Genomic DNA, 9,682 nt, shown 5'->3' with positions numbered 1-9,682 from the left:
TTATATCATATTAACGCGGTGAATTAATAAAGAATAAAGATAAAATAAAAGCTGTCGAAGGTTTTTCGACAGCCTGGCGTGAATACTTCACGCCTTTTTATTCAATAACATTGGAGTTTTAGCCATTCTGCAACCTTTTCTATATCGTTAGAAAAGATGCGGTCCTGATCGATGGAGGGCACTAAATTTCTTCCTGATTCATAAAACTTTCTGGTTTGAGAAGCCATTTTATCAATGCCGCGGTATTCCACAGCCTGCATGGCACAAATAAATTCTATCGCAAGTACTCTTCTTGCATTTTGTATGATTTGATAAGCATGCCTTGCGGCGATTGTTCCCATGCTGACATGGTCCTCCTGATTGGCAGAGGATGGAATAGAATCCACACTTGCCGGATGTGCCAAGGTTTTATTTTCCGAGACAAGTGAAGCAGCTGTATATTGCATAATCATCGCTCCGGATTGCAGCCCAGGCTGTGAACTCAGAAATGGAGGCAAATCATTTAATTGCGGATTGACTAGCCTTTCGATTCGCCGCTCCGATATATTAGCAAGCTCAGCAATAGCGATTTTCATAAAATCCATTGCCAGGGCAATTGGCTGGCCATGGAAATTCCCACCGGAAATTACCTTTTGTCCATGATCAAAAATTAATGGGTTATCTGTTGCGGCATTCATTTCAATTTCTAATTTCTCTTTGACATAGTCAAGCGCCTGCCTCGAGGCACCATGCACTTGAGGGATACAGCGGAGCGAATAGGCATCTTGGACCCTTAGCTCCCCCTGTGCAGTAGTCAGCTGGCTGTCAGCAAGAAACCGGCGGATACGGGCAGCAGTTTCAATCTGCTGCTGATAACCTCGTGCTTCATGAATTTCCTCGGCAAAAGCATCGATGATTCCGTTCAGTCCTTCTATCGTCATGGATGCGATAAGATCACTATCATTCGCAAGCTGTTCTGCCTCCATATAACCAATAACCCCCATAGCTGTCATTGCCTGTGTTCCGTTTATAAGTGCGAGCCCCTCCTTCGCTTCCAGTTTAATTGGGCGTATCCCTGCCTGGCGAAGTGCCGACATTGAATCCATCCGGACCCCTTTGTAAAATGCTTCCCCCTCGCCAATTAAAACGAGGGCAAGATGGGATAACGGAGCCAGATCGCCGCTTGCCCCCAGGGAGCCTTGCTGGGGTATGACAGGAATAATCTCCTTATTAACCAGCTCAAGCAGCCTTTGGATCACTATTGGCCTGATTCCCGAATACCCTTTCAAAAGGGCATTTGCGCGGAGCAAAACCATCGCCTTTGCTGCCATTTCCGGAAATGGGTCTCCTACCCCGCATGCATGAGAACGGATTAAATTTAACTGAAGGTCATGCACGTGGTGTTGGTCGATTAGAACATCACTGAACTTTCCAAATCCTGTATTAATCCCATAAACGACTTTCCGTTCTTTAACAATTCTGTCCACAGCCTCCCTGTTCTTGGCCACTGCCTCTAAGCTGGTGTCAGATGCGGCCGCCTTTTGTTTGCGGCACAAGATTTCTTTTATTTGCTCGATGGTCAAGCCCTTTCCTGTCAAGCTAATCATCGCCCCACTCCTCTGCCACATTATCAAAATAAAGAAAGAGGCCGTCATTCCTAACCGTTTCAGATTGGGAATTCAGCCTCTTTCTCCTTGTTATTATAAATTGTATGGGAATACCTCATATGAATCATCCATTCGAAAAATGATGAATTATCATTATTTTATGTGCGGACAATTCTTTCTGTCAATAAAAGCAACTATTTTATAAAAAACATTGTTTTACTTCAGATTTAACTTTTTTAAGGCATCGGCCAATGCTGTATTAATTGGCTCTTCTTCCTTGTTCTGGTTTTTCAGATACTTCTGTACCGTACGTTTATCCACTTTCCCGGAAGATTCCTTTTTACGGCGTGCTTCAAAAGCAGATAATTTTTCACGATAGCCGCATTTACAAGCGAAAATTTGTCCTTCCCCTTCACCGCGAAGCTCCAGTTTTTTATGGCATTGCGGGCAGCGCGCATTCGTGACCCGGGAAACATTCTTGCGATGGCCGCATTCACGGTCTTGGCACACAAGCATTTTGCCTTTTTTCCCATTTACCTCAAGCATTGGCTTACCACAGTCTGGACAATTTTTGGTAGAAATATTGTCGTGCTTATACTTTTTATTGCTTGCCTTAATTTCAGCAACAATTTCTTTTGTATATTTTTTCATTTCGCTGATGAACACTTCTTTTTTCAACTTTCCATGGGCAATTTGATCAAGCTTTTGTTCCCACTCCGCCGTTAAGGCAGGAGATTTTAGTTCTTCAGGCACTAAATCCAGCAATTGGCGTCCTTTAGAGGTAAGATGAATGTCTTTTCCACGCTTTTCGATTAAGAATGAATTGAAAATCTTGTCAATAATATCAGCCCGGGTTGCAACAGTCCCTAATCCGCCAGTTGATTTCAATGTTTCTGCCAGTTGTTTATTTTTGGTTTCCATATACTTCGCAGGGTTTTCCATTGCCGAAAGCAATGTTGCCTCATTAAAACGAGCAGGCGGTTTGGTTTGGCCGGATGTTTGGACGATTAGTCTCACGTTTAAGGTGTCGCCTTTTTCAATGCGAGGTAAAATCTGTTCTTTTAGGTCGTCTGCTGCATCCTCGTCATCAAAGTGATTCTCATATACTTCTTTCCACCCCGCTGTTAAAATGGTCTTTCCCCTTGCAACGAAGTTCTCATCGCCGATTTTTGCCCGCAGCGTTAGCTGCTCATACTCAAATGCTGGAAATAACACAGCCAAGAAACGTTTTACCACTAGGTCGTAAATTTTCCTTTCTTTGTCCGTAAACGCTGAAAGGTTCACATAGCCTTCTGTCGGAATGATCGCATGGTGGTCGGATACTTTGCTGTCATCCACAAATGCTTTCGAAGCTTTTATCGGCTTACTTAAAATCTTATTTGTAAACGTGCGGTACTCCCCAACGCCGCAAGCTCGCAAGCGTTCTGGGAGCGTACCCGTGATGTCTGACGAGAGATATCGCGAATCTGTACGAGGATACGTCAGGACTTTATGCTGTTCATACAGTTTTTGCATAATGTTTAACGTTTCCTTTGCAGAATACCCAAAAATTTTGTTCGCATCGCGCTGAAGTTCAGTTAAATCATAAAGACCTGGAGAAAACGACTTTTTCGGTTTTTTCTCAATTTCAACTACTAGTGCATTTTTTTTGCCCAGCTTATTCACAATCGCATCGATTTTTTCTTTATCAAAGCTGCGGCTATTGCCTTTTGCATCCTGCCAAGTTAATTTTAAATGATCGGATGTTTGTGCCTCAATTCCATAATAGGTTTGCGGCTTAAAGTTCTTGATTTCTTCTTCGCGTGCTGCGATGATGGCAACCGTCGGGGTTTGAACCCGGCCGCAGTTTAGCTGTGCATTAAAACGGGTTGTTAATGCTCGTGTTGCATTCAGTCCTATATACCAATCCGCTTCTGAGCGAGCAACTGCGGAAGCATATAAATTTTCATAGGCTTTGCCAGGCTTCAAGTTAGCAAAGCCATCTTTAATGGCTTTATCTGTCACGGATGAAATCCAAAGACGTTTTGTAGGCTTATTTATCTTTGCTTTGGCAAGAATCCAGCGGGCGACAAGTTCTCCCTCTCGGCCGCTATCTGTCGCAATGATCACCTCTCCCACATCAGAGCGGATAAGCTGGCTTTTTACAGCTTGGAATTGCTTATTCGTTTGCTTGATGACCACAAGTTTCAACTCGTTGGGCAGCATCGGCAGATCTTCTATTTTCCACGTTTTATATTTTTCATCATAGGCTTCTGGGTCAGCCAGTGTAACTAAATGTCCTAGTGCCCATGTAACAATATATTTATCTCCTTCTAAAAAACCATTTCCTTTTTTATGGCAGTTTAAAACACGCGCAATATCGCGGGCTACGGAAGGTTTCTCAGCAATTACAACACTTTTTTTCACTTTTAAACACTCCTTCTAATAACCATTTATTATACCATTATAAACAAAAGAAACAAAGCAGCCTGAAATTCATTTTTCCGTGAGTCATTAACAACCCCACCTTATGTTGGATAATCTTCCATTCAGATAGTATGATGTTAAAGTGAGAATGTGTGAAATGGGGTTATCTATGAAAATAAGAGATTGGGATATAAATTTAAAGGTTCGATTGTTTGGGGAGGCCATGATGAACATCACCTATTGGATGTTCTTTCCCTTTTTAACGATCTACTTTGCTGACGAGTTTGGGAAAAGTAAAGCCGGGTTACTGTTAGTTTTCTCGCAAGTATTTTCAGTAATCGCCAACCTGATGGGCGGATACTGCGCAGACCGATTTGGCCGGAAACGGATGATGGTCCTCTCCTCCATTGGCCAAGGACTATCCTTCTTAGTTTTTGCAGCGGCCAGTTCCCCATGGCTTCATTCTCCATGGACGGGTTTTGTTTCCTTCGCCTGTGCTGGCGTATTTGGCTCGTTTTACTGGCCGGCCAGCCAAGCCATGGTAGCAGATGTGGTCGAGGAAAAACACCGGAGCAATGTTTTTGCGATATTTTATACAGCGATTAATATTGCGGTGGTCATTGGTCCTATTTTAGGAGCCATTTTCTATGCGGCATATCGTGTAGAATTACTGATTATTGCAGGAATTGTCTGCCTCCTGCTAGGTCTGATATTGTCCAAGTGGACACATGAGACGGCTCCAAAATCAAAATCCGCAGATCCGGATACGAATGGCAAATGGTATGACTTTCTTCTCAACCAATTAAGAGATTATTCATTAATTGTCAAGGACAGAACCTTTCTTCAATTCATTATGGCAGGTGTACTGGCGGGACAAACATTTATGCAGCTGGACTTATTGTTCCCGGTCTATATCAAGGAGGTACTCCAAGATTCCTCCTTTGCCATTGGCAATTGGTCTTTAACCGTTAGAGGCGAGCAGGCATTCGGAATTATTTTGGCTGAGAATGGTCTACTGGTAGCTTTGCTGACCGTGTCTGTAACGAAATGGATGTCTAAATATTATGAAAGAAATGTTTTTATTTTCTCATCAGTCGCTTATGCCATTTCGGTTATTATGTTTAGCCTGACCCATTCGATTTGGGGATTTATATTGTCCATGGCATTGTTTACATTTGGAGAATTAATGGGAGCCGGACTGCAGCAAAGCTTTGTATCGAAGCTTGCTCCTGAACATATGCGAGGGCAATATTTTGCGGCTGCCAGCCTGAGGTATACCATCAGCCGGACGATTGCTCCTTTATCGATTCCCATGACAGTGTGGATTGGATACAACTGGACGTTTTTTGTCCTATTTATATTAGCACTCCTTAGTGCAGCCATGTATTGGATGATGTTTCACACCTTTGAAAAAAAGAATATAAAGATGCAGCACTAGCAATGGATCAAATAACATTTCAGCTCTCATTTACTTTTTCTCTTTATACAAGTTAAAATAATAACAAAGATTCTGAAAAGGAGATGTACATATGAGCGATTTTCAAAAGAACCTTGAAAAGTATGCTGAACTCGCAGTCAAGGTCGGAGTCAACGTCCAAAGAGGACAAACCTTAGTGGTCAGCGGATCCATCGAGGCGGCAGAATTTGTTCGTCTTGTGGTCAAAAAAGCGTATGAGGTTGGTGCATTTAATGTCATTGTTAACTGGACTGACGATGTGGTCACCAAAACAAAATACGAGCTCGCCCCAGATGAAGCATTTACAGAATACCCTGAATGGCGTGCAAAGGAACAGGTAGCATTAGTTGAAAAAGGCGCAGCGTTTATGTCGATTGTGTCCTCAAGCCCTGATTTATTAAAAGGCGTAGACCCTGCGAGGATTGCCAATTTCCAGAAAACAGCCGGACAAGCACTATCAAAATATCGCCAGGCAATCCAATCTGATAAGGTCAGCTGGACAGTTATTGCTGCAGCAGCACCTGCATGGGCAGCAAAAGTTTTCCCAGATGTGCCTGCAGAGCAGCAAGTCGAAAAGCTTTGGGATGCTATTTTTAAAGCCGTTCGGGCTGATACGGAAAATCCTGTGGAGGCTTGGAAAAAGCATGATGAGATACTCCATGATAAGGTCCGTTATTTAAATGAAAAACGGTACGCTAAGCTCCATTATCGAGCTCCAGGAACAGACCTGACCATTGAGCTTCCGAAAAAGCATTTATGGGTAGGTGCCGGAAGCATAAATGAAAAAGGTTTTGAATTTATGGCTAACATGCCTACTGAGGAGGTCTTTACGGCTCCTTTAAAAACAGGTGTCAATGGAACGGTCACAAATACGAAACCGCTCAGTTACGGCGGAAATATCATAGACCGTTTTTCGCTGACCTTTGAGAATGGGAGAATTGTCAATGTTAAGGCAGAAGAAGGAGAAGAGGTCCTGAAACATTTGATAGAAACCGATGAAGGCTCCCACTACTTAGGCGAGGTAGCACTCGTTCCTTATCATTCACCAATCTCGATGTCGAATGTTTTATTTTTGAATACGCTGTTTGATGAAAATGCATCCAACCATTTGGCAATCGGAAGTGCGTATGCATTTTGTATGGAAGGCGGCAAGACTATGTCCGCCAAAGAACGTCAGGAACATGGCCTGAACGAAAGCATCACCCATGTTGATTTCATGATAGGCTCCGCTGAAATGGACATTGACGGAATCACGGCTGACGGAAAAACGGAAGCCATATTCCGCAATGGAAATTGGGCATTCTAACGATACCCCCAAAGTGATTTAGGTATATAAAAGCGAAAAATAGCAGGTGAAAGGATTCCGTTAAGGGGTGCACGCTGCAGATTGGCACACGAAATGGCATGCGAATGGAGCATGCCATTTTTGTTATGTATTAGTGGTTTTTGAAGTGTTTAAAGGAAAATTGACACGATTATCAATGAGAAAATTAGCATGTGACTATACTTATTGCACAACGACAATTTGGTGTCAAATTAGATATCCATCTATTTCAAAAATAGGTGCTTATTAAGGATATTCATTCAAAAAATTGTTGGCGGGAAAACACAGCTGAAATCAGCAAAACTGTCTTCAATCACAGCTTTTGAAGACGAAATCCGTTTGTTCGGAAATCGGCAACACTGTTCTTAATCGCTGCTGCTGACCGCTTCATGACGACAAAAATCGCTTGGAAATCGGTAAAATTGTCCTCAATCCATATCCCAAACCAAGCAAATTTTGAGAAAAAACAGCTTAGATAAAAAAGAGTGCATTTTCAATTTAAAAAGGCACTCTTTTCTATGATTTTTTGCTGCATAACGCTCTGGCATTTACTTTACCAAAACAAGGTTATCCACCTCTAAAGTGAACCCTTTAAGAGCAGGTATTCTCCTCTTTTTCTATGGGGAATAAATTATCGCTCCATCCGGTTTTTTTAACACTTTATCACGCATTTTATATAGAACGTCGATTGGATCGCCCAATATTTTTCCGAATAAATCGACCATCCCTAGTGACTTTAATAAACTGTCCTCCAAATTTCCAACCATTTGCAGAACCGATTTATTTTCTTGGCAGACCTGGTTAAGCGGTATCTTTTTGGAAATCGCTTCGTCCATTAATTCTAAGGCCAGTTGTTTGTTTATCACTCCATTGGCATCCCGTACCTTGGTACAGACCGTTTGGACAACCTGATCCGCCGCTCCAACGGTACCGCTTACAATTGGCTCCAGCGGTTTCGTCACCTGGTCAACGATCGGTTCAAGCGGTTTAGTAATCGGTTCAAGTATCGGTTCAAGCGGCTTCGTAACTGGATCAAGTATCGGCTCAAGCGGTTTTGTAACTGGATCAAGTATCGGCTCAAGCGGTTTTGTAACTGGATCAAGTATCGGCTCAAGCGGATCTAAGACAGGCTCCAATGGGTCTGTAACAACTCCAATCCCATCAGGGAGCTGCTCTATCCCAGTCCCCCTCGATGCTTCTTCTTGGATGGATCCATCACTGCATGCAAGCGGAAGCTGTCCGGACGTCATTTTTTCTATTTCCTTATCCAGTTGACTAAGCGGCAGTACAGCTAAATCTTGAAGAATTTGCAGCTGTCCCGGCTTGTTAGGCTGTGCATTTCCATTGACTGTATTTAACACTAATTGCTCAATAATACTATTCTCTGATTTCATATAATGTGCAACCATCACCACATTTTCCATACCGAGCTCCGGAATGGTCTCTCCCGCTTTCAAACAGGCTCCCTTAAAAGAAATGGCAGTGGTATCAACCGTCATGCCATACACCGTAACCGGGCCGTTTGCACTTAAAGTAATGCTGACAGTTCCCTTGCCTGTACTGACAGGTTTGGTCAACTTCATCCCGTAAATGGTTGCCGATTCATATTGAATCCTGAGCATTAGCTTACTATTGCTTGTTGAGGTTTCCTGTTTTACAATGGACGCCTTCATTCCAGTGCCGACAACTTTGTCCGCCTCAATAATAAATCCTTCTGTATTCGAATTTTCAGCTGCTTTTATACTGTTAGCAGGAGACAGCAACGGCAGGCACATGAGCGTCAAACAACAAACGATTAATATAAATTTGGTTTTCCACCACATATTTATTGCTCTCCTTTAGACCGATTGTGCCGTTTCATCAACCCCGGTTGAACGAGATTTTTTCACCTTCGCCGGCCCTAAGTGCCATGCTGTCAACAATGCTCCACCGATGATTCCAAAAATGGTCCCAAACAAGAATCCTCCTAGTGCACCAATAATAGACAGAATCGAAAGAAAGATTGTAAAGATTCCCAGAATCCTAGATGCATTTGGAAAAAACATGGCAACTACCCCAATCAAGGTAATCATTCCTCCAAACAATAAGCCGATAACAGCTATTGAACCCGGCAGAAAGGTTGCCAAATAAAGGTTTAACGGTACCCATAGAATCATGAGGCCACTAATAACGGTTAATAATGCACCCCAGAACGGCCGTTTCTTACGCCATTTTTTAAATCTCATTTATCTCCCCGCCTGACTACTTATTAATTTTTTCGATTGTCAGCTTCATGCCATTCATATTGATCGTTTTTTGAAATAAATAGTGGGTTTTTAACTTAGCATTCTCTAAAATAATGGAGGACGAGGTCTGTAAGAATTGCTTCTGCCAATCCGTGCTATTCTTCTCCTGCAGCACTAAGTCCTGGAACTTCGCATTGGCTTCAATAAGACCTGCATCGTGCTGCAATCCCGTAATTTGAACAGGCTTAGAAGCAGTTATTTTAACACGAATCCATTGGTCCCCTACATTAAAATCCTTGTACAGCTGCAAGTTGGTAATCGTTAGATTTTCAATAAGGTTCGTTCCTTGCGGCGATGAATCTGAGCTTGAGGTTTCACCCATTTTTGGATAGAAGGTATAACCCGTCCCCTCTAATTTATCGAACTCCACATAAAAGTCGCCCACCCCAGCAATCGGAACCGCGTAAGCTACACCGGAAATGCCGAAAGATACCAATAGCAGTCCAAGGGCCAATATCCCTGCAGCCATTGCTGACCAAAATACTTTCTTGCTTATTCTCCCCTCAACAAGTTGAACCGGACTCTCCATTTAATAACCCCTCCTATTTTTCTGAATTTTTAAAACACTTACTTCTTTCTATACCATACTATCCCTGTATTACTACCACAATCACGGAAAATATCG

At 42.6% G+C, this 9,682-nt stretch carries 7 protein-coding genes; 2 read left to right on the top strand and 5 right to left on the bottom strand.

Annotated elements, in window-relative coordinates:
- Nucleotides 1–101 precede the first annotated feature (101 nt).
- Entirely contained in the window at nt 102–1,586 is a 1,485-nt protein-coding gene (hutH, locus tag NFS43_RS18400; protein WP_251554235.1) for a histidine ammonia-lyase, read from the bottom strand.
- Between the two features lie 216 nt (nt 1,587–1,802).
- Nucleotides 1,803–3,992, bottom strand: coding sequence for a DNA topoisomerase III (locus NFS43_RS18395; protein WP_251554234.1), 2,190 nt, complete (start codon nt 3,990–3,992; stop codon nt 1,803–1,805).
- A gap of 169 nt (nt 3,993–4,161) precedes the next feature.
- Here NFS43_RS18395 and NFS43_RS18390 point away from each other — a divergent pair, with 169 nt between their 5' ends.
- Together NFS43_RS18390 and NFS43_RS18385 are read left to right on the top strand one after the other, a co-directional pair.
- Nucleotides 4,162–5,430, top strand: coding sequence for an MDR family MFS transporter (locus NFS43_RS18390; RefSeq protein WP_251554233.1), 1,269 nt, complete (start codon nt 4,162–4,164; stop codon nt 5,428–5,430).
- 91 nt (nt 5,431–5,521) lie between these two features.
- Nucleotides 5,522–6,754, top strand: a complete 1,233-nt coding sequence (locus NFS43_RS18385; protein WP_251554232.1) for an aminopeptidase — start codon at nt 5,522–5,524, stop codon at nt 6,752–6,754.
- A gap of 635 nt (nt 6,755–7,389) precedes the next feature.
- Here the strand turns inward: NFS43_RS18385 and NFS43_RS18380 are convergent.
- From NFS43_RS18380 to NFS43_RS18370, 3 genes are read right to left on the bottom strand one after another with little or no spacing between them, the layout of a single operon-like run.
- A complete protein-coding gene (locus tag NFS43_RS18380) occupies nt 7,390–8,595 on the bottom strand; it encodes a hypothetical protein (RefSeq protein WP_251554231.1) in 1,206 nt (401 codons plus the stop codon).
- Between the two features lie 15 nt (nt 8,596–8,610).
- Nucleotides 8,611–8,997 carry a DUF6114 domain-containing protein gene (locus tag NFS43_RS18375; RefSeq protein ID WP_251554230.1) on the bottom strand — a complete coding sequence of 129 codons (387 nt, stop codon included), beginning with the start codon at nt 8,995–8,997 and terminating at the stop codon, nt 8,611–8,613.
- A gap of 16 nt (nt 8,998–9,013) precedes the next feature.
- Complete coding sequence (locus tag NFS43_RS18370; protein WP_251554229.1) at nt 9,014–9,586, bottom strand: DUF6230 family protein; 573 nt, start codon at nt 9,584–9,586, stop codon at nt 9,014–9,016.
- Between the last annotated feature and the right edge of the window lie 96 nt (nt 9,587–9,682).

The sequence above is a fragment of the Neobacillus muris genome (assembly GCF_943193175.1).
In the GTDB taxonomy this organism is placed as follows: domain Bacteria; phylum Bacillota; class Bacilli; order Bacillales; family Cytobacillaceae; genus Neobacillus; species Neobacillus muris.
The sequence above is the reverse complement of the archived record's forward strand: the minus strand, read 5'-3'. Positions and strand labels throughout refer to the sequence as shown.